The organism is Flavobacterium sp. GCM10023249 (assembly GCF_042653365.1).
Lineage (GTDB): Bacteria > Bacteroidota > Bacteroidia > Flavobacteriales > Flavobacteriaceae > Flavobacterium.
In genome coordinates, this window is the sequence record NZ_JBHSHZ010000012.1 from 103,551 (window position 1) to 123,099 (window position 19,549).

The 19,549-nt window shown below is 36.0% G+C and carries 15 protein-coding genes; 5 read left to right on the forward strand and 10 right to left on the reverse strand.

What is annotated here, in order from left to right:
• Positions 1–46 precede the first annotated feature (46 nt).
• The 4 genes from ACFO7M_RS11285 to ACFO7M_RS11300 all read right to left on the reverse strand — a co-directional run bounded on the left by ACFO7M_RS11285 (position 47) and on the right by ACFO7M_RS11300 (position 8,353).
• Positions 47–1,408 (reverse strand): pyridoxal-phosphate dependent enzyme, encoded by a 1,362-nt coding sequence (locus tag ACFO7M_RS11285; protein WP_379735702.1) that lies wholly within the window; start codon positions 1,406–1,408, stop codon positions 47–49.
• A gap of 181 nt (positions 1,409–1,589) precedes the next feature.
• A complete protein-coding gene (locus ACFO7M_RS11290; protein ID WP_379735704.1) occupies positions 1,590–3,506 on the reverse strand; it encodes a putative porin in 1,917 nt (638 codons plus the stop codon).
• An 87-nt stretch (positions 3,507–3,593) separates the two neighbouring features.
• Positions 3,594–5,153, reverse strand: coding sequence for a SusD/RagB family nutrient-binding outer membrane lipoprotein (locus ACFO7M_RS11295; protein ID WP_379735705.1), 1,560 nt, complete (start codon positions 5,151–5,153; stop codon positions 3,594–3,596).
• Between the two features lie 17 nt (positions 5,154–5,170).
• Positions 5,171–8,353 carry a SusC/RagA family TonB-linked outer membrane protein gene (locus ACFO7M_RS11300; RefSeq protein WP_379735707.1) on the reverse strand — a complete coding sequence of 1,061 codons (3,183 nt, stop codon included), beginning with the start codon at positions 8,351–8,353 and terminating at the stop codon, positions 5,171–5,173.
• Between the two features lie 199 nt (positions 8,354–8,552).
• Here ACFO7M_RS11300 and ACFO7M_RS11305 point away from each other — a divergent pair, with 199 nt between their 5' ends.
• Entirely contained in the window at positions 8,553–9,152 is a 600-nt protein-coding gene (locus ACFO7M_RS11305) for a ribonuclease HII (RefSeq protein WP_379735709.1), read from the forward strand.
• A gap of 30 nt (positions 9,153–9,182) precedes the next feature.
• Here ACFO7M_RS11305 and lipB read toward each other — a convergent pair whose 3' ends face one another.
• Positions 9,183–9,875: a lipoyl(octanoyl) transferase LipB gene (lipB, locus tag ACFO7M_RS11310; RefSeq protein WP_379735710.1), complete on the reverse strand. Its 693-nt coding sequence runs from the start codon at positions 9,873–9,875 to the stop codon at positions 9,183–9,185.
• Positions 9,876–9,880: 5 nt separating this feature from the next.
• Positions 9,881–10,618 carry a hypothetical protein gene (locus ACFO7M_RS11315; protein WP_379735711.1) on the reverse strand — a complete coding sequence of 246 codons (738 nt, stop codon included), beginning with the start codon at positions 10,616–10,618 and terminating at the stop codon, positions 9,881–9,883.
• A gap of 138 nt (positions 10,619–10,756) precedes the next feature.
• Between ACFO7M_RS11315 and ACFO7M_RS11320 the strand changes: the two genes are divergently transcribed.
• Complete coding sequence (locus ACFO7M_RS11320) at positions 10,757–11,116, forward strand: hypothetical protein (RefSeq protein WP_379735713.1); 360 nt, start codon at positions 10,757–10,759, stop codon at positions 11,114–11,116.
• Between the two features lie 225 nt (positions 11,117–11,341).
• The gene (gene lysS, locus ACFO7M_RS11325) at positions 11,342–13,033 is read left to right on the forward strand and encodes a lysine--tRNA ligase (protein ID WP_379735714.1); all 1,692 of its coding nucleotides are present in this window, start codon (positions 11,342–11,344) and stop codon (positions 13,031–13,033) included.
• 80 nt (positions 13,034–13,113) lie between these two features.
• Here lysS and ACFO7M_RS11330 read toward each other — a convergent pair whose 3' ends face one another.
• From ACFO7M_RS11330 to ACFO7M_RS11340, 3 genes are all read right to left on the reverse strand, one after another.
• The gene (locus ACFO7M_RS11330) at positions 13,114–14,643 is read right to left on the reverse strand and encodes a PepSY domain-containing protein (protein ID WP_379735715.1); all 1,530 of its coding nucleotides are present in this window, start codon (positions 14,641–14,643) and stop codon (positions 13,114–13,116) included.
• Positions 14,644–14,655: 12 nt separating this feature from the next.
• A complete protein-coding gene (locus ACFO7M_RS11335) occupies positions 14,656–16,794 on the reverse strand; it encodes a TonB-dependent receptor (protein WP_379735716.1) in 2,139 nt (712 codons plus the stop codon).
• A gap of 96 nt (positions 16,795–16,890) precedes the next feature.
• On the reverse strand, positions 16,891–17,259 hold the full coding sequence (locus ACFO7M_RS11340; protein WP_379735717.1) for a hypothetical protein: 369 nt from the start codon (positions 17,257–17,259) through the stop codon (positions 16,891–16,893).
• Between the two features lie 105 nt (positions 17,260–17,364).
• Here ACFO7M_RS11340 and ACFO7M_RS11345 point away from each other — a divergent pair, with 105 nt between their 5' ends.
• Together ACFO7M_RS11345 and ACFO7M_RS11350 are read left to right on the forward strand one after the other, a co-directional pair.
• A complete protein-coding gene (locus ACFO7M_RS11345) occupies positions 17,365–17,817 on the forward strand; it encodes a hypothetical protein (protein WP_379735719.1) in 453 nt (150 codons plus the stop codon).
• 63 nt (positions 17,818–17,880) lie between these two features.
• Positions 17,881–18,222, forward strand: coding sequence for a hypothetical protein (locus ACFO7M_RS11350; RefSeq protein WP_379716094.1), 342 nt, complete (start codon positions 17,881–17,883; stop codon positions 18,220–18,222).
• Positions 18,223–18,262: 40 nt separating this feature from the next.
• Here the strand turns inward: ACFO7M_RS11350 and hemL are convergent, their stop codons facing one another.
• A complete protein-coding gene (gene hemL, locus ACFO7M_RS11355) occupies positions 18,263–19,549 on the reverse strand; it encodes a glutamate-1-semialdehyde 2,1-aminomutase (protein ID WP_379716097.1) in 1,287 nt (428 codons plus the stop codon).

The window sequence follows — 19,549 nt, forward strand, 5'->3', positions numbered from 1 at the left end:
CCAAACATTTTACTGCTTGAAGGTTTTCCTGATTATGTATCTACCATTACTTTATCGAATTAATAATATCATGTTTGGTAATGATATGGAATTTGTTATTTCCCAATTCAACCAAAACTGCTTGATTGTCTTTATTAATCAACTTAGACACTTCTTCAACCGGAGCACCTAACTTAACTATTGGAAATGGCGCTCCCATCACCTCACGAATAGGTTTATCGGCCGTATTTTTATCTGCAATAAAACTTTGGAATAAATCAGATTCATCAACAGAACCAACAAAACCGTTCACATCGATAACCGGAATTTGAGAAATTTTATATTTACGCATGCGTTCGATAGCATGTGAAACCAATTCCTCTGTTCTTACAGTAATTAATGGTTTGTCGATATGTTCTTTGATTAAATCTTCCGCCTTAGTAATATCTTCTTCCAAGAATCCTCTTTCACGCATCCAATCATCATTAAACATTTTACCCACATAACGACTTCCAGAATCGTGAAACAAAACTACTACGACATCGTCTTTCGTAAAATGTTCTTTAAGTTGTAGCAATCCTTTTACTGCAGCTCCAGCAGAGTTACCTACAAAAATTCCTTCTTCCAAAGCGATTTTACGTGTATAAACTGCCGCATCTTTATCCGTTACCTTTGTAAATCCATCAATTAATGAGAAGTTAACATTTTTAGGTAAAATATCTTCTCCAATACCTTCTGTAATATAAGTATAAATTTCGTTTTCATCAAAAATTCCCGTTTCGTGGTATTTTTTAAAAACAGAACCATAGGTATCAATTCCCCAAATTTTAATATTTGGATTTTTCTCTTTCAAATATTTAGCCACACCTGAAATAGTACCGCCTGTTCCAACTCCCACAACAAAGTGAGTTATTTTCCCTTCCGTTTGTTCCCAGATTTCTGGTCCGGTTTGTTCATAATGCGCAATTGCGTTACTAGGGTTATCGTATTGATTCACATACCAAGAATTAGGCGTTTCTTCCGCTAGTCGCTTAGAAACCGAATAGTACGAACGAGGATCTGTTGGCTCCACATCGGTAGGACACACAACAACTTTAGCACCAACTGCACGTAGTATATCGCATTTTTCCTTTGATTGTTTATCTGAAATTACACAAATCAATTTATAGCCTTTTACGATAGCACCTAATGCCAATCCCATTCCTGTATTTCCAGATGTTCCTTCGATAATTGTACCTCCTGGTTTCAAACGACCATCCGCTTCAGCATCTTCGATCATTTTTACAGCCATACGGTCTTTAACTGAATTTCCCGGATTGAAGGTTTCCACTTTTGCCAACACAAGCGCATCTACTTCGGCGGTTACTTTATTTAATTTTACTAATGGCGTGTTCCCAATAGTTTCCAATATGTTTTTTGCGTATTGCATTTTTTATTGTTTTTTGTTGGTACAAAGGTAGAAAATTGAAATCGATTTTTGAAATTAACCTGAAAATGCGTGAGGGATGGAAACGGCATCCTTTAGTTGCGGATTTGCTTGGGCAAATCCGCAACTAAAGATACAGTGAACAGCCCGACCCTTGTGGTCACGCCATAACTATTCAAAAAACTTATTGGAAAAAGTTCCAAACCAATCCGAAACGAATCACGAAATCCTTATAAGGGTAATTAGGAGCTGAATAAAATTTATTCCCCGTAAAACTTGAATTAAAATGCTCGGCTTTTAAGAAGATACGTGTTTGACGTACGCGCGCATTTACAAAGAAATCCATTAACGGAAAGCTGCCAATTTTTTCAGTGTTTTGAACATAAAATTCAGACAATAACGGATTGTAGGAATTAGCATGATAGGCAGTAAAATATTGAAAAGTAATTCCTGTTTGCAATAACATCGCTTTTTTAAACACATGGTCTGAGAAATAGAATGTATTTCGAGTAACAAATTTAGGAACATTCAAAATCGGATCTTCCTGAGTCACTTGCTGAAATAAAACCGTATTATCTAAACCGAACTTTCCAAATTTAAATTCTTTCTGAGCTTTCACAGACAAATAACCAATTGTTTTACCGTATTGCTTAGGTGTTACCAATATTTTTTCTCCAGTAAGATCATCATTACTAAAATATAGATAGTCATTCAGTGTCGTTAATTGGGCCTCAGCAATTCCCCATTGCGTAGTAGCATTGAACTTGAAATTATTTATTTTCTCATTGTTGAAGCTATTGTACCAATTGTAATGAATAAAATCACTTTGAAATAACGTAAAATTCAAATTTGGCACTTTACTAAGGTTTTGGTATAGCGCAGTAAATGAATTTTTATCATTAAAACGATAACGTGCAAACAATTCCAACTTCGAAAAAGTTTGCTCTGAAATTGCCTTAGAAAAAAATCCGTATCCTTTAATCTTATTTTTCTCGTAAAAATATTTCCCTCCAATTGCATTCAGTTGGTTATGGATCGCATTAGGGATTACAACCTGATTCCCGGAAAGAGAATATCGATCGTAGAAATAATTGTATTGGTAATTTTCAACAAACACATTGAACTTACCCACCAAAGAATTGGAAAAAGTTGCACCAACTCTATTGTACATATCATTTGACTTTACAAAATCACTATAGTTATTAGCTACATATGCATCTCCAAATTTTTCTGTGGTGGTAGTTTTTTTAAATTCTGCGAACTTAGTTTCATAGCTGAATTGATGATCAAACAATATAGTATTCGTAGTATCTTTTCGATTCACTCTAAAAGTATGATCAACAAAATAGCGTTTGGCTTTCAAAACGGATGAGGCGTCTTCAAAATTAACTTCTAATCTAGAGCGTTGTTGAAATTCAGGGTCGTCGGATTCAAAGTCGGCTTTATTTAGCAATCCTCCATTTTCATTATTCAGAAAATCCTGCCCAGCAAAATGTATATTGGCATTGTATCTATTGTTCCTCGTATGATAACTGGTTGTAAACACAAAATTACCATTACTAGCTAAAGAATTGACATATTTCCCTAGGGAACGCAAACCTTTATAACCGATGGACATATTAAGATTCCTAGAAGTATTCAATGTAATGAAGGCATCAACACTTTGTCCTTGCTCGAGTGTAGTTTTAAAATAAAGCTCAGTTAATGGAGTTGCAACAGAATAATACTTTATGTCCTCCGAATCGTAATAATTAAAATACTTTGCTTTATATCCAAATTTTGGTTTCACATCAAAACGATCCAATCCAAAATGAAGGGTATTATATGTTTGCCCATCATTATTAAACGGCAACAATCCAAAATTATCTTTCCTCAGATAATTGAAATTATAATCTGAACCCACAGTAAGGGATGTATCTACATAAACACTATCTTTTTCAATAGTATAGATTTTATACATATTGTGCGAGGCTTTGGGCAAGTTACTCACTTTCCCTCTGAGTGATTTTCTAAGAGTATCCTTTTGAATGGGTAGTTCTCCATCTTGTGCGAATACACAAAATGAAGTGAAAAGTAGTAAAAGTATAAGAAGTTTCTTCATCAATGCAAAAATACACAAATGAACTTAAAATAAAAGCATAAAAAAACTCCCGCATTAGCGGGAGTTTTCAAACTATATATTACAAAATTAGTTTTGTAAGAAGTAAGGTGTTTTAGGATTGTTAGAAAAACACTCATCTAAAGTTACAGAAGGAACATTAGAACTGTTTGTAGAATACTCTCTTGAAGGGTAAACTAATCTGTAAGGTCTGTGAGTTCTACCAATAACTGAAACAGGTAAAGGTAATACAGGGAATCCAGTTCTTAAATGATCTAAATATAATTCAATACCGTGCCAGTTACCTAAAGCCAAGTATTTTTGAGTCATGATTGCACTGATTTTGTCAGTAGAACCAGTCCATCCTAAACCATTATTAGCTTCAGTATTAGCAATGTAAGTAGCAGGATTTAAAGCAGCAAGCGCTAAAGATCCCCAACTTCTGCTGTAGAAAGCGAAAGAAGCATTGATACCTTCATAGAATTTAGCTTGAGCAGTTCCAGAAGTTAAGAAACCACGTTGAATAGCTTCAGCTTCTAGGAATCTTGCCTCAGCAACTTGCATGATATATGCATCTCTTATAGAAGCATTATTGTTAGCATCGTCAACACTAGATCCAGTTCTACCAAAGTAGAAAGAACCAAATCTTGAGATTTCAGATGTTGGGAAATTACCTTGAACATTACCAACAACTGGGCTAAGTGTAAACATTCTACCTCTACGAGGATCAACAATACCTGTAGTAATGTTAGCATCATTCATAGTTCCGTTTACTAAACGAGCAGCAAAATCACCAGCAGCCATAGCTCTATTTGGAGATGTCCAAGCACCTAAAGCAGCATCCAATCCCCATTGTGCAAACACAGGGTTTCTTTGACCTACTGCAATGTTAAATCCAGGATTGTAAGCTACATCAGCATTGATGAAATTAGGATTAGCATTTAAACCTGCAAATCTTGTATTTCTCAAAGTAACTAAAGCAGCATCTGTTGTATTAGACAAACGCAAAGCTAATTTCAACTCTACAGTATTTAAAAATCTATTCCATTGATTCATATCTCCATGGAAAACAACATCCTCATCACCTAAAACGTGTACATTAGGATTTGTAGTATTCAATAAAGCACGAGCTTCATCCAATTCTGCAAATAAAGCAGGAATAATAGCCTTATCATCATCGTAAGCTGGATAAGAAATATTATCATTCAATGCTTGAGAGTAAGGAACGTCACCATACAAAGCAGTAACATAATCCATACACATTACCTTGAATATCTTAGCAATACCTACATGGTATTCAAAGTTAGGATATGTAGATTGTTTATCAATAATATCTTGAAAGTTATCAGCAACTAAATAAGAGTTGTTAAACAATCCATTATAACTACTACTATCAAAGTTGTAATCATAAGCAGGGTCAGTACTTGTAAAACCAGTATTTAATCCCCAGAAATAAGACATTCTATTACCAAAATCATTTAAAGTAACATTTTGGTGATTTCCGTATCCTACCAAGGCACCCGCTAACATTTGGTTAGGAGCAATTAAGTTAAAGTCTGGTCTATTAGACTGATCTTCATTTACGCTCAAGTAATCCTCACAAGAGAAAAGCGTAAATGCAGTTAAAGCCGTTAAAAGTATTTTTTTCATAAATTTAATTTTAAAAATTAAAATGACGCGTTAATTGAGAAACCAACAGTTCTAGTTGAAGGATATTGACCGTCACCAATAAATCCTAAACCATTTCTTGAAGTATTAGTTAAAGTACCATTTGCTGTTCTAGCAGCTACAGAAGTATTAGCATTAACCTGGCTAGTAGCCTCAGGATCTGCGTATCCTTTGTTGTCATCAGCTAACCAAATGAAAGGATTTCTAGCATTAACACTTACTTTGAAAGAAGTTAAACCAGTTTTTTCAATCATTTTGTTAGGTAAAGTATAGCTTAATGCAATCTCTCTAATTTTGAAAGCAGTTGCATCTGTAATGTTGAATGAACCTAAACCTGCAGCTTTACCGAAGTAATCTTGAGTACGGTTAGCAACACCTGTTGAAGTAGAGAAACCTCCAGTTAACACTGACGTATTATCAATATAATTACCAGGACTAGATGGATCTGGAATTGAAGAGTTCGGCATTAAGAAACCAACGTTTCTGTCGAATTCTGCTGTATCAACTAGGTGACCATTCCAAGTTAAGTTATATTTCGTTTGAGAAATAAAGTAGTGACCTGTTCTGTAATCCATAGTGAATGATAAACCAATTCCTTTGTAATCAAAACTATTAGTTAAACCTAAGATATATTTAGGAGTAGCTCTACCTAAGTTTTTGAAAGTAGCATCAACAGTTGGACGACCTTCTGAATTTAAGATTACTCTTCCTTGATCATCTCTAATCCAGTCAGTACCAGTGATGTAAGGGAAAGATTGACCTTGAACTGCAGAGATATCGAAATCTACTGGAGAGTTACCACCGTCAAATAATACAATTTTATCAGAATCACCAGAATCAATTACTTTAGTATCATTCGCAGTGTAAGATAATCTTGTGTTCCATTTGAATTTCTCGCTGTTGAAAGGCATAAATCCTAAATCAACCTCAATACCTTTAGCCTCTAATTCACCATTGTTAGTTTTCTTAGTAGTTAAACCTGTTGTTGAACTAACACTAGTATCAGTAATCAAATCAGTAGTATTTGTTTTGTAAGCAGATACATCTAAAGTAATTCTATCTTTTAAGAAACCTAAATTAACACCAGCTTCTAAAGTAGTATAAATCTCAGGTTTGATAGCTGGATCTACAATAGCAGTTAAGTTGTTATAAGAAGTTCCTGTAGCAGGATAAGGGAAGTTAGTAGATACCGCAGCTAATGATAATACATCATAAGCAGCTACTGGATCTAACGAACCGATTTTAGTGTAGTTAGCAAACAATTTAATGTTACTAATTTTACTATCTTTTAAACCATCAAATGCTTTTGTAGGAACAAATGAAGCTCCAACTGATGGATAGAAGTAAAATTGATTTCCTCTTGCAGCAACACTATTACCTTCATAACGTGCAGTAGCATTTAAGAATAAATAATCTTCATAGTTAAAATCAAAGTTAGCAAAACCTGCAACAGTTTTAGTAATGATTTTTCTGTTAACCAATCTTGAAGGGTTTTCTGGATCAAGTACACTTGTGATATGGTAGAAACCAGGAATAGCTAAGTTGAAACCACCCTGAGATCTTCTTTCATTCATGTTATACTGCATGTTGTGACCTAAATTACCTTTGAATCCAATTTTGTCAGTTAAGTCATAGTTGAAGTTCAATAATAAGTCACCATAGTAGTAATTAGAGTTCAAAGTTGATTGGAAGTAGTTTGAACCACTCGCAAATCCACCATCAGCAGTATCAGGAGAAGCGAAATCATCTGCATGCGTCTCTTGAACGTTATTTCTCATTTGGTATGAACCAGCATAAGAAACTGACCAGTTTTTGTTAATTTCATATGAAGCATTGATACCTGTATTTACGAAGTTATCAACATTCTCTAATCTATTAACTTTTTTAGCTAACCATGGATTTTGGTAGTAACCATTCCAACCATAGATACCTCTGTTTTTAAACAATTCGATAGGAACGTTTGAAGCTGTCTGTAATAAGTTAGTCAATAAAGTATAATCCGCACGGCTTGTAGCAGCATTAACGTCAGCTTGGTTTACTTTTTGGTTAGTCAAAGTAAATGTACCACCTAATGTTAATTTACCAGCTTTTTTACCAGCATTTAATACAACAGTATTACGATTTAAATTATCACCTTCTAAGATGAAATCTCTTCTTAAGTTACCTAAGTTCAAGTTTACGAAACCATCAGCACCACCAGCACTTACGTTGATGTTGTTTTGATAGATTTGACCTTGTTGATAGAATTTTTTAATCTCATCATTTCCAAGAGACTTGTAAGGAGCTTCAATTATATCTCCATTTGCATCAGGCAAACCTACTTGTCTGATTGAACCATCAAATAATTCACCCCATCCACCATTTTCTTGTGGATCCCAAGCTCCGTACCATCCTTGACCATATCTTTGCTGTCTTTCAGGAACGAAGTTGATTTCTTCAAAATCAACAGAAGTGTTGATACCAACAGTAAACTTATCATTTTGAGCACCTTTTTTAGTTGTAACAACCACAACCCCTTGCTTACCTTGCGAACCGTATAATGCAGCTCCTTGAGCTCCTTTTAATACAGTAACGTTTTGGATTGCATCAGCTGGCAATGAAGCTAAAACATCAGCAGTTGAAATAACGTTATCAATTACCACTAAAGCCTCAGTATTACCTGTTAAAGACAACATTGAACGTACACGGATAGAGTTACCACCACCTACACCATTAGCTGTAGCATTGATAGTTACACCCGATACTTTACCAACTAAAGCTCTAACTGCGTCTGGGTTATTTGCTGCTTTCAACTCATCATTGTTAACAGTTGAGTAAGTAGACGTAATAGCCGCTTTCTTTCTCTTAATACCCACAGCAGTTGTAATTACAACCTCTTTCAATTGAGTTGTATCATCTTGCAATGTTGTATTAATAACACTAGAAGCACCTACTGTCTTCACAACGTCATTCATACCCATAAAAGAGTAAACTAATTTTTCACCCTCTTTCGCTTTGATAGAATAACTTCCATCAAAATTGGTTTGTACTCCACGATTTGTTCCCTGAACAACAACGTTAGCACCCGGAATCGGACCTGAAGCATCAGATACCACTCCCGTAATAGTTTTCTCTTGAGCAAAAGAAAACTGCATTGTAAACGCCAATAACAGCGTAAAAATCCATTTGAACTTTGATCTCATATTATTTTTATTTGAGTTAGTTATTCCGCAAACTTCTTAATTATTTCTTAAACTACCAAATAATACTTCGGAATATTACTATTTATTTAAGTTAAAAAATTTGCCGAACCGCAATCATTTGTACAATGATTTTAGTATTATGATACCAATATTTTCAAAAGGTTGCGTTAAAAAGTATATTTTTGCTAAAATTAAGTTCATGTTACTCCAAAGTTTTACAAATAATGCATTAGAATGTGGCACAGACGAAGCCGGACGTGGTTGTTTGGCCGGACCAGTAACCGCAGCTGCAATTCTACTCCCCGAGGGATTTTCAGTACCAAAACTGAATGATTCCAAACAATTATCGGAGAAAATCAGAGAAAATCTTAAGCCTTTAATTGAAGAAAAAGCGATTTCTTTTGCAGTAACCCATTTAGAGCCCAAAATTATTGACGAGATCAATATCCTAAATGCCTCCATTAAAGCGATGCAAGAATGCATTTTAAAACTAACACCCACCCCATTACATATTATTGTGGACGGTAACCGTTTTAAACCCGTTAACGGAATTCCTTACAACACCATCGTAAAAGGCGACAGTAAATACCTAAGCATTGCAGCCGCATCGGTTTTAGCCAAAACGTACCGAGACGAATATATGAATCGCATTCATAAAGAATTCCCAATGTACGGATGGAACAAAAACAAAGGCTATCCAACCAAAGACCACAGAGAAGCAATTGCCAAATACGGTCCGACAAAATACCATAGAATGTCTTTCCGTTTATTACCGGAACAACTGAAATTAGAATTATAAAAAAAGAGACTCTTTTGAGTCTCTTTTGATTTATACCATTTCTGCTTCAAACAAATAAGCAAAATGGTGTACTATTTTTTTCTTTACTTCTTCTTCATCCACTTCTCTACCCAATTCCACATGGAGCGATGTAACCGCTTTCCCTTTTATACCACAAGGAATGATATTATCAAAGTAACCTAAGTTAGCATTTACATTCAAAGCAAAACCATGCATGGTTACCCAACGGGAAGCTCTCACTCCCATCGCGCATATTTTTCTTGCAAATGGCGTTCCCACTCCAAGCCACACTCCGGTCTCTCCTTCACTTCGTTCCGATTGCAAACCATAATCCGCTAAAGTTAATATGATAGCTTCTTCCAATAAACGTAAGTATTTATGGATATCGGTAAAGAAGTTTTCCAAATCCAAAATAGGATACCCCACAATTTGGCCCGGTCCATGATACGTAATATCACCACCTCTGTTAATCTTATAAAATGTAGCTCCTTTTTCTTCGAGTTGTTTTTCGGACAATAGTAAATTACTCATGTCTCCACTTTTTCCCAAAGTATACACATGCGGATGTTCTACAAAAAGAAAGTGATTGGGTGTTTCAATATCCGGGTTGTTTCTTTTTTCTATTTTTTGAGCAACAATATCGGCAAAAACCTTTTCCTGATAATCCCAAGTATCTTTATAGTCTTTATTACCGAGATCTTGAAGCTGGACTTTTTTATTCATGGTTGTTATTTTACAAATTCCACTTCGAAGTTTAATTTCTCCGGTTCGTTCATATACTCATTAAAAGCATACTCGATGGTGATTGTTTTTTTATCTTCAGAAAACAAGGCCGTTTTATTGGACACTTTTTTAACCGGTTTAGGAAAATGATATTTGATTACATATTTAGAAGATTCAAAAATAGCTTTATAAGCCTCCAAAGAATCTTTGTTGATTTTTTTCATAAGCGATTTATCAATCATTGCTTTTCGACTGAATTTTTTTCCGTCGTAAGCGTATTTGATATTGGCACCATTTCCACTAAACGCATCCATTGCTCCTACCGGACTATTACCTTGGCTCCCTTTTGCCATGTTTTGCACTTCTGATAAATCGTTCAAAACGTTTTGCAAATCGGCTACCGATTTAAAACTGGAATTCAATGAAAACAAAAATTCTTTGGTATCATAATTCATTTTCATTTTTACAATGAAATTTTCCAGGTTTTTAATTTTAGCTTGTTTTTCTGGAGACATCTTTGCAATGCTGTCTTTTTTTGCATCGAACAATTCTTTGAACGTAAATGTTGAATCCATGTTTTTAGTAGTTGCAGCAGAATCTTTAGGCATCATAGCCATCAATGCTGATCCATCCATACCTAAATTATACTTTCCAGTTCCGTCGGGGTTGATGGTTATTTCTTCTGTAAATGTACAACTCGCCAAACTGAAGGCAAAAGCAAATACTATAAATAATCTTTTCATTTCAAATTTAGTTTTGCCAAAGATACAAATAAGATAGTCGAAAGCGAAATTCCAAATTCCAAATTCCAAATTCCAAAAACAAAATTTCAAAAACAAAATTCCAAAAATAAAATCACAAGAACGGAAGTTAAAAGTCACTTGGCAGGAAGAAGTTTTCATTGGATGGTTCGATTATTCGATTGTTCGATTGTTGGATTCATTTTGTCAGGAGTAAGAATTCTATTGACAGGAAGAAAAATTCTTTTGTCAGGAACGAAAAGTCAGTTGACAGGAACGAAAAGTCACATGACAGGAAGAAGAAATCTTTTGACAGGAATAAAAAGTCTTATGACAGGAATAAAAAGTCTTTTGACAGGAGCAAAAAATCTTTTGTCAGTAACAAAAATTCTCTTGACAGGAGCAAAAAGTCTTTTTGTAGTTTTAAATTTCACAAAAAACGATAATTTTGTTTGCGTGAGCGGGTGCAGCGGCATCCTTTTATGTAGCGCAGCGGAATAAAAGATATAGCGGAACACGCGACCCTTGTGGTCACGCCATGATTAGACTTCTTAGACTTCTTAGACTTCTTAGACTTCTTAGATTTCTTAGATTTCTTAGATTGTTGGATTGTTAGATTATCTAGTGCTACTTTATCACTATCATCCACAACTTTGTGACTTTGAAACTTTGCCTCTTTGAAACTTTGTAACTAATACCTATCTTTGCACGCTTAAAAATAATGTTATGCAACTTTCGGAACAAGAAATCATTAGAAGAGAGAAACTGAATGCGTTACGTGAATTGAACATCAATCCGTATCCGGCTAATTTATATCCTGTAAACCACACTTCGAAGCAAATCAAGGAAAGCTTTGAGGAAGGTAAGAAGGTGATTGTGGCTGGGCGTTTGATGAGTAACCGTGATCAGGGAAAAGCTTGTTTTGCCGAATTGCAGGACAGCGAAGGAAGAATTCAACTTTATCTTAACCGCGACGTGATTTGTCCGGATGAAGACAAAACCTTATACAACCAAGTATTCAAGAAATTGACCGACTTGGGTGACTTTATTGGTGTGGAAGGAGAATTGTTCACTACGCAAGTAGGGGCACAATGTATCCGTGTGACTAATTTTGCCTTCTTGAGTAAAACATTACGTCCGTTACCGATGCCTAAAACCGACGAAGAAGGAAAAGTATTTGATGCTTTTGTGGATCCTGAATTGCGTTACCGTATGCGTTACGTGGATTTAGTGGTTAACCCACAGGTGAAAGACGTTTTCATGAAGAGAACCAAGTTATTCACTGCGATGCGTACGTTCTTCAACCAAGCCGGTTATATGGAAGTGGAAACTCCTGTATTGCAATCGATTCCAGGTGGTGCAGCGGCGCGTCCGTTCATCACACATCATAACAGTTTAGACATTCCTTTATACATGAGAATTGCCAACGAATTGTATCTAAAAAGATTAATCGTGGGTGGTTTTGACGGAGTATATGAGTTTTCGAAAAACTTCCGTAACGAAGGAATGGACAGAACCCACAATCCGGAATTTACTGCAATGGAAATTTATGTAGCTTACAAAGACTACAACTGGATGATGGAATTCACTGAAAACCTATTGGAATATTGTGCACAACAAGTTAACGGTACTACCGAAGCGACTTTTGGTGAGCACAAAGTGAATTTCAAAGCACCATATGCACGTGTTACCATGACCGATGCCATCAAACAATTTACCGGTTTTGACATTACAGGAAAAACCGAGGCTGAATTATTTGAAGCTGCTAAAGGCATGGGTATTGATGTGAACGAAACCATGGGTAAAGGAAAATTGATTGATGAAATTTTTGGTGAGAAATGTGAAGGTAACTTCATCCAACCGACATTCATTACCGATTACCCGAAAGAGATGTCGCCATTGTGTAAATCACACCGTGACAACCCTGAATTAACTGAGCGTTTCGAGTTAATGGTATGTGGTAAAGAGATTGCAAATGCGTACTCGGAATTGAATGATCCAATTGACCAAAGAGAGCGTTTTGAAGCACAGATGGCATTAGCTGCCAAAGGTGATGACGAAGCGAACGGTATTATTGACGAAGACTTCTTGAGAGCGTTGGAATATGGTATGCCACCAACATCAGGATTAGGAATTGGTATGGACCGTTTGATCATGTTCTTGACCAACAATGCATCGATTCAGGAAGTATTGTTCTTCCCGCAAATGCGTCCGGAGAAAAAAGGTCCGGAATTAACGGAAGAAGAGAAATTGATCATCGAATTGTTAAAATCAGAAAACAATCAGCCTATAGGCACATTGAAAGAAAAATCGGCTTTGAGCGGTAAGAAATGGGATGCTGCCATGAAAGGATTAGCAAAACATGGTTTGACTAAAGTAGTGGTTGATGGCGAGAATAAAACAGTGGTTTTGAATTAACGCTTCGACAAGCTCAGCAACCAACATGAATAAAAAAAGGAACTCAATTGAGTTCCTTTTTTGTTTACAGCATGATTGATTTATTTTCTTTTGAAAAGCAACAACAATCCTAAAACGACAACAACGACAACACCTAAAGCCACTAACACCATTGTTAAATCGCGAATATCTTTACCCGCCCACTCCATGAACAGGAACTTATGAAAAATGGCGAACGAGTAGCCTTCTACCCTATCATTATTGGTAACATGGGCCGCTAAACGCGAAGTAGCCGTTTCGACAAACAATGTTTTATTTTCATGAGTATCATATGCCACTTTTATGACCGGTAAGCGTTTGTTTACAAATCCGTATTCCTTGTTTTTAAAATCGGTTATGCGTTCGATTTCCTTTACCTTTTGTTTTTTCAAAGCCACACCGGAAAATTCGGCCATACTACAGCAACCTCCTTTTGTTTTGGCGATTTTTGTATTAAAATAATCCGCCAGAAAAGCAGCATATTCAACATCGATCGAAGGTTCTTCTTTTCCAGTAACTGCATTGAAATATTTCACTGTTTTTTCCTCCTCATTGACCAACTCACAACGATAATAAAGTACTTCATTAAAACGAATCAGACTTACGTTGTCAAAATTCGGCAGCGACACTAATTGTTTGATTTCCTTTGAGTCTAAATCGGCCGCCTTAAAGACCGGTTCATAGATCATCTTTTCAAAAACAATCGGGTTCCATTTTTTAGTGGCATGATAGCCTCCGCTAAACGCAAACAACACCGTAAACAAAGCCAAAGCCAAGCCTGTTTGACGGTGGTATTTCCGCCATTTGGAATGCTGGTTTTCCACCCTCACCTTTTTGAACTGTTTCCAGAACAAACCATAAATCACCATACCTGAAATGGCAGACAAACCAATGACTGTCAGCAACAGTAACATCAAAACAATCCGAACTCCGTTATTACTTATCGCATCAATAAACGACCAGTTATGAAACGTATCGAAGAACCAGATAAACCATTGTCTTGACTTGGGGTTGAACGTCGCCAATTTATCCGTAGTCGTTTCTACATAAACCTGCATTTCATCGTCTCTGTCAAAACAAATTTTATGCACCGGAAGGTAACGGTTGACATATTTGTATTCCGAATTGAATTGAGTAATCACTTCCTGTTTCTCAATACCACTTTTGGCATCATCCAAGAAATAACGTGATAGCCAAAGAGCATATTTGTCATCCCCATTTTCCAACATTTTCCCATCCGAAGTATTCAGATATACAATGCTATCCGATTTCGTTTTGATCTGATAATATTGGTTGTCATCAAACGAAACCAACCTAAAATTCTTGATTTCTTCCAATTTGTTTTGAAGCAAGGCTTCCTGTAATCCGACATCTATTTTTGCCGAATCAATTTTGGATTTCACCAACACTTCATTAGCGATAGTCGGTTTGAAAAAATGCGCCATCAACGGATGCATGATTCCAGATAAACACCAGAACAACATTGGCACCATCGTAATAAAAGCCAATACTTTATGCCATTTATAGACTTTTTGTTTAAGTCTTTTCTTCAGCTTTTTTCCGAAGCTTTTCTTTATTGAATTTTTCTCCATAACAACACGAAATTAAAGTGAAAGATGGTACTGCATTCCGAAAACAAATGTGCGCGGTGCAGCTGCGGTATAGCTTGGCTGCGCATTCGCTGCATTTCCCCTAGCCACATTGTAGGCATACAATTTATCAGTCACATTAATAGCATTTACATACCACTCCAACTCTTTCCATTTGTAACCCAAACGAGCATTGAAGACATTATAGCCGTCGTATTTAACTGTATTAACTTGATTTTGAAACCAACTCGAAACCATTTGCCACTCAATAGCAGTTCGGAAGCCAGGCAACCAGTTCGGGTAATAACTTACTTCCGAATTTCCGCTCCATTTTGGAGCCGAAGGCATCTCGAATCCATTCAAATTTTGCACTGGATCAGAAGATTTATCGGACACTTTAAAATCAATAAACGTATGTTGTGCCGTTGTTCCTCCTGCTCTGATTTTCCATTGTGGATTGGGCGAATAATTCAAAGCGAATTCAATTCCTTTGTGTCGAGTTCTTCCAGCCGATTGATAATCGGTAGAATTATCCGGCTGGCGGATGTTCAGCAATTCATTTTTACCTTCCATGTAGTACAGAGAATATTCGATACTTATTTTCTTTTTCATCAGTTGTAACCATCCACCTATCTCGTAGTTATTGAATTCAGCCGGTTTCAGATTATAGTAAAATTCAGCATCCGTACCTGTATTACCACCCGTTCCCGGTTTCGTTCTGAAAATTGAAGTTACACCTGGAGGTGAAAATCCTTGTGAATAATTCCCATAGAAACCAGCCCAAATTATTGGATTGTAGTTTATCCCCGATTTAAAAGTGAACTGATCGTACTTTTTAGTTCCCATAGTATTATCGATGCGATTCGTATACTTAAGACTCATGTCATCATAACGAAGACCAGTAGTAATGATCACTTTTTTAACCGGCTTCATTGCTACTTGGAAGAAACCGGCTGAATTGAAGATTTTTGCTTCATAATCCGCCAATTTAACATCGGGACGTTCGGCGACAATTTCGTAGGTATTTACCGTTTGACCGTCTGGATTTAAATTAGCTTTCAAATCGATTTGATACGCGTTATAATCTACTGGAGAATAATCCAAATACCCGCCCCAAACAAATGAAGCATCCAGAAAATCTATGGATTGATTATTTTGTAAAACCGCTCCGTAACTTTTAAAATTATTCGAGTTAATTTCCCCTTTTGCTGTTGTTTGACCTTGCGTCCAACGGATTCCGTACGATGGGTTTTGTCCTAATGAATTGTTTCGTGTAAAAACCGTTAATGATGAGCGGTTTTTTGCTGACCAATCGTGTTCAAGAACCATTTTTCCACGAAATGCTTTTGACTTTCTATAGGTAAAATCGGTTGTACTCTTGTAACTTCTTTGATTAAAATCAGTTTCATTGACAGTGCCACTCATATCCGAATAATATTCACCGTAAAAAGCAGTTCCAAACCACCGTGTTTTATCATTAATAGCGTAATCGACGCGACCGTTGATATTCTCTTTATTATAGTCGGAGAAAGTCATCCATGAATCTTTTTGCTGACTTGATAATCCGGCAATATGAAAACCAATTTTACCTACAGTTGCGCCGCCAGCAGCCTGCAACCTTCTGTAACCGAACTGATCGCCTTGCAAGCCAATCTTTACTTCTGGTTTTACATTCGGTTTTAGAGAGAGCAAATTAACCACGCCACCCACTGCTTCAGAACCATAAAGAGACGATACCGGACCTTTCACCACCTCAATACTCTGAAGATTAAACTGATTGATTTCCAATAATGCATTGTGATTAAAAACCCCCATCGGACGGATAGGCAAACCATCCTCTAGATACAAGTAATAGGCATTGGTATTCATTGGTTGCCGGATAGCCATCGCATGTTGTTCATTTCCAAGATTAACCATTAAAACCCCCGGTGTTTTATTGATGATTTCATACACCGCAGAAGCTTTGGTTTCTAAAATTGTCTTTTGTGAAATTTTTGAAATAGCAACCGGCACCTCTTTTTTGGAAGACGAACCTCTATTTGCAGTAATCACAACATCTTCCAGTGATTTTATATGTAAAGAGTCGTTCTTTTCAGTGTTTTGTCCATAGGACATTTGCCCTATTACAAATAAGGCAAAAACTATTTTTTTCATTGTTAAAGTCTAATAAATGTGTATTTATTCCGTGAGTAGTAACCACGGAAAACCAGCCTACATATCATGTAGGATTAAAAAAGTATACTCAAAAAATTAAACCGTTGGAGGATGAAATATAGCAGTAGTATTGACATAAGAATACAAGTCGGAATACGAAGAATTGATGTGGCTTTTTACAAAGAGTGCAACATAGTTGTATTCAAATTCAGGAAGTTGTTGAAGGAATAAAATTTCCATTTCGAAATGAGAAGTTTTTTTGTCGCTCGAAATTGGTTTTTCTTCTTCAGAAGCTTTAGCCAATTCCTTCATTAAATGACATTTACCATTACATTTCAACTCCGGCTTTGCTTTATTCTCACATAATACTTTGGTTATATAATCATAATTCACCACGTAATCCACAAACGGGAAAACAGGCTTCAAAAGCATCAATAAACCAATTAGTAAGAGTGCATTTTTCACCCTACAAAAGTAATTCTATAAACAATGCAATCCTAAAAAAAACACAAGCAATTAAACCTTCCAAACTTTTCCAAGTCTTATAGACAAACATAAAATTTAAAAGACATGAAAAAGTTTGTAACCACCTTTGCAATGATTATAATCGTTTCGTTGAATGGATTTTCACAGGAGAACGGAGAACCAAAAATGGAGAAATCAGCCTTAACAGCAGAGCAACGCAATCAATTACAGTTAAAGAGAATGACGTTAGAGTTGGATTTAACATCGAATCAACAAAAAGAAATGGCAACTCTTATTGCAGAACAATCGGCCAAAAGAGAGGCCAAAAAAGCAGAATTCAAAAAGCAAAAAGAAACACCTAAAGAATTAACTGCCGATGAAAAGTTTGCAATAAAAAATCAAATGTTAGACGAACAAATTGCGCATAAAGCCAAGATGAAAAAAATACTGAACGAAAAACAATTTGAGAAATGGGAAGCCAATCAGGAAAAACGACACGCTAAAATGCACAGAACTATGAAAGGACACAAATCAAAAAAAGAGGTTAAATCTGAATAATTTTTGATGTTTCACTTTTTTTATTTAGATTTGGCCAGCTAACATGTTAAAAAACAACTAAAAATGAAAAAAATATTATCTATCTTTTTATTCCTTTTCGCTTTTTCCCTTAGTTCAAATGCTCAAACTGACAATTCTAAACTTGAAGGTGAAATAAGAGCTAAAGCCAAAAAAGATTTACAAGCTATTACACAAGTAGTAGATTTAAGCGGAAATGATGAGCTTTTCAGAGGGCTGTTCAATCTACTAGTTGAAAAGCACACTAGTTTCAGTAGAGAAGGAATTACTGAAAGTGAAAGAAAAGCAGTTTCAGATATGGTAAGTGGAAAATTAATTGGTTCATTTACTGAGGAACAGATTACAAAAATGAGACAAATGGGTGTTTACAACATGATTGTCAACTAAATAATAAATAAAAAACTCCGCTTTTAGCGGAGTTTTTTATTTATATACTTTTCGAAACCTTATCTATAGCATTGATTGTAAAGTCTAAATCTTCATAAGTCAACGCATCGGTAATAAACCAGGTCTCATAAGCAGATGGTGCAATATAAACCCCTTCTTTCACCAAACCATGGAAGAAATCTTTGAAGCGTTGATTATCGCCATTTTTAGCAGTAGCAAAGTCATATACCTCATTCTTATCAAAATGTACGGAAATCATTGAACCTACTCTATTGATTGTATAATCGATGTTATTTTGAGTAAGCACCTTGCGAATTCCTTTTTCAAGGTATGCCGTTTTTTCCTCCAATCTTGAAAAAATAGTCTTATCGTTATTCAATTCCTGAAGCATTGCCAATCCAGCGGCCATAGCGAGAGGATTACCAGACAAAGTACCAGCTTGATAAACTGGTCCAAGAGGCGCTAAATAATTCATGATTTCATTGCGAGCCGCAAAGGCACCTACTGGCAAGCCACCACCTATCACTTTACCAAAACAAACAATATCTGCTTTTACATTGAACAATTCTTGCGCTCCACCTTTTGCAAGGCGAAATCCAGTCATTACTTCATCGAAAATCAACAAAGTCCCATGTTCATCACAAAGCCTTCTCAAATCCTCTAAAAACCCATTTTTTGGAGGCACACATCCCATATTTCCTGCAACCGGTTCGATAATTATAGCTGCAATTTCATTTTTATTCGCTTCAAGCAATTCCTTTACATTCTGCAAATCGTTATAATTTGCCAATAAAGTATCTTTTGCTGTACCTTGTGTTACTCCCGGACTATTGGGAGAACCAAAAGTTATAGCACCACTTCCAGCTTGAATTAAGAAAGAATCCGAATGCCCATGGTAACAACCTGCGAATTTGATAATTTTATCTCTTTCGGTAAAACCACGTGCCAATCTTACTGCGCTCATGCATGCTTCTGTACCTGAGTTTACAAATCGGATCTTATCAATATTAGGCACCATTGCTACAGCCAATTGAGCGATTTCAGTTTCTATTTCAGTAGGCATACCAAAAGAAGTTCCCAATTTTGCTTTTTCAATAACTGCATTTACCACTGGTTCGTGAGCATGACCCAAAATCATTGGTCCCCAAGAATTAATATAATCAACAAGGCGGTTGCCATCTTCGTCGAACAAATAAGCGCCTTTTGCACTTTTTACAAAAATTGGAGTTCCTCCTACATATTTAAACGCCCTAACCGGTGAATTCACTCCGCCGGGTATTACTTTTTCTGCTTCAGCAAAAAGCTGACTGCTACGTTGATAAATCAT

Coding starts and splice junctions, on each gene's coding strand:
- lysS (WP_379735714.1), top strand. CDS start 11,342: ATGCAACTTTCGGAACAAGAAATCATTAGAAGAGAGAAACTGAATGCG.
- ACFO7M_RS11285 (WP_379735702.1), bottom strand. CDS start 1,408: ATGCAATACGCAAAAAACATATTGGAAACTATTGGGAACACGCCATTA.
- ACFO7M_RS11315 (WP_379735711.1), bottom strand. CDS start 10,618: ATGAAAAGATTATTTATAGTATTTGCTTTTGCCTTCAGTTTGGCGAGT.
- ACFO7M_RS11330 (WP_379735715.1), bottom strand. CDS start 14,643: ATGGAGAAAAATTCAATAAAGAAAAGCTTCGGAAAAAAGCTGAAGAAA.
- hemL (WP_379716097.1), bottom strand. CDS start 19,549: ATGATTTATCAACGTAGCAGTCAGCTTTTTGCTGAAGCAGAAAAAGTA.
- ACFO7M_RS11335 (WP_379735716.1), bottom strand. CDS start 16,794: ATGAAAAAAATAGTTTTTGCCTTATTTGTAATAGGGCAAATGTCCTAT.
- ACFO7M_RS11290 (WP_379735704.1), bottom strand. CDS start 3,506: ATGAAGAAACTTCTTATACTTTTACTACTTTTCACTTCATTTTGTGTA.
- ACFO7M_RS11300 (WP_379735707.1), bottom strand. CDS start 8,353: ATGAGATCAAAGTTCAAATGGATTTTTACGCTGTTATTGGCGTTTACA.
- ACFO7M_RS11305 (WP_379735709.1), top strand. CDS start 8,553: ATGTTACTCCAAAGTTTTACAAATAATGCATTAGAATGTGGCACAGAC.
- lipB (WP_379735710.1), bottom strand. CDS start 9,875: ATGAATAAAAAAGTCCAGCTTCAAGATCTCGGTAATAAAGACTATAAA.
- ACFO7M_RS11295 (WP_379735705.1), bottom strand. CDS start 5,153: ATGAAAAAAATACTTTTAACGGCTTTAACTGCATTTACGCTTTTCTCT.
- ACFO7M_RS11350 (WP_379716094.1), top strand. CDS start 17,881: ATGAAAAAAATATTATCTATCTTTTTATTCCTTTTCGCTTTTTCCCTT.
- ACFO7M_RS11345 (WP_379735719.1), top strand. CDS start 17,365: ATGAAAAAGTTTGTAACCACCTTTGCAATGATTATAATCGTTTCGTTG.